General features: G+C 63.3%; 2 protein-coding genes. One reads left to right on the top strand and one right to left on the bottom strand.

Annotated elements, in window-relative coordinates:
- Window positions 1-134 precede the first annotated feature (134 nt).
- Window positions 135-608, top strand: a complete 474-nt coding sequence (gene smpB, locus ACIPIA_RS16410) for an SsrA-binding protein SmpB (RefSeq protein WP_400511040.1) — start codon at window positions 135-137, stop codon at window positions 606-608.
- A gap of 33 nt (window positions 609-641) precedes the next feature.
- Here the strand turns inward: smpB and ACIPIA_RS16405 are convergent, their stop codons facing one another.
- Window positions 642-1274, bottom strand: a complete 633-nt coding sequence (locus ACIPIA_RS16405; protein WP_400511039.1) for a LabA-like NYN domain-containing protein — start codon at window positions 1272-1274, stop codon at window positions 642-644.
- Between the last annotated feature and the right edge of the window lie 76 nt (window positions 1275-1350).

Below are 1350 nucleotides of genomic sequence, written 5' to 3'. Positions count from 1 at the left end.
GGCAAGTTCAAACTCAGCCAGAACCGGCGCGAGGACGACAAGCTCGGCGTTCTCAACGGCCTGAGTGCAGACCCCGCAACGGATGCACAGGCGATGGCGTCACTGGTGAAAAAGCACGGATTCAGTGGAACGGCATGAAGAAGCCTGATCCAGCCCGCTATCGGCTCGCCGCCGACAACCGCAAGGCGCGCTTCAACTACGAGATCAAGGAAACGCTGGAGGCGGGCATCGCGCTGCAGGGTACCGAGATCAAGGCGCTGCGCGGCGGCAAGGCGACGATCGGGGAGAGCTATGCCGGCCCGATGGGCGAGGAGCTCTTCCTGTTCAACGCCTATATCCCGGAATACCTGGAGGCGAACCGCTTCAACCATGAGGTTCGCCGGCCTCGCAAGCTGCTGCTCCACCGCCGCGAGATCAACAAGCTGATGGGCGCTGTCCAGCGCGAGGGCATGGCTCTTATCCCGCTCAAGGTCTATTTCAACGACAAGGGCAGGGCGAAGGTCGAACTTGGCCTCGGCAAGGGCAAGAAGCTTCACGACAAGCGCGAAACCGAGAAGACCCGCGACTGGAACCGCGACAAGCAGCGGATCCTGAAGACGGGCGGCTAGCTGCGACTCGCTGCCAGCGGCCGAAGGCCTTCGTCAGCCTTCGACCGGCTCGTCGCCCTGTCGGATCCCGTAGCGTCGCTCCAGCGCAGGGTTTCCCGGCCCGGCGGGAGCCGCAGGGCCGGCCGCGCGGCTCGCGCGCTCCGACGGGTCGCGCCCCACCTTCTGCATCAGCTGGGCGAGGTCGACGAACTCGTCGCACTGCCGGCGCAACTCGTCCGAAACCATCGGCGGGTTGGTCGAGATCGTCGAGACCACCGAAACCTTGACGCCTTTGCGCTGCACGGCCTCGACCAGCGGGCGAAAGTCGCCGTCGCCTGAGAACAGGTAGATCTGGTCCAGATGAGCAGCGAGTTCGAGCATCTCGATCGCCAGCTCGATGTCCATGTTGCCTTTCACCCGCCGTCGCCCGGTGGCGTCGGTGAACTCCTTGGCCGCCTTGGTGATCACGCGGTAGCCGTTGTAGTCGAGCCAGTCGACCAGGGGGCGGATCGATGAGTACTCCTCGCTCTCGACGAGCGTGGTGAAATAGAAGGCGCGGATGAGGTTGCCGCGGCCCTGAAACTCCCGCAGCAGGCGGCGGTAGTCCATGTCGAAGCCCAGCTGCTTCGAGGTCGCGTAAAGATTGGCGCCGTCGATGAAAAGCGCGATGCGCGGTGCGCCGTTCATGGCACTCACTCCTGCTGAAATCACTTCAAGTAATAAAGATGGAAGCGAAACGCGGTCGAACAATGTCGTTCATGAA

The sequence above is a fragment of the Allobosea sp. CER48 genome, from assembly GCF_044752385.1.
Taxonomy (GTDB): Bacteria; Pseudomonadota; Alphaproteobacteria; order Rhizobiales; family Beijerinckiaceae; genus Allobosea.
The sequence above is the reverse complement of the archived record's forward strand: the minus strand, read 5'-3'. Positions and strand labels throughout refer to the sequence as shown.

What these genes read in the sequence shown, in the direction of transcription:
- smpB (WP_400511040.1), top strand. Translation starts at nt 135, where the DNA reads ATGAAGAAGCCTGATCCAGCCCGCTATCGGCTCGCCGCCGACAACCGC.
- ACIPIA_RS16405 (WP_400511039.1), bottom strand. Translation starts at nt 1,274, where the DNA reads ATGAACGGCGCACCGCGCATCGCGCTTTTCATCGACGGCGCCAATCTT.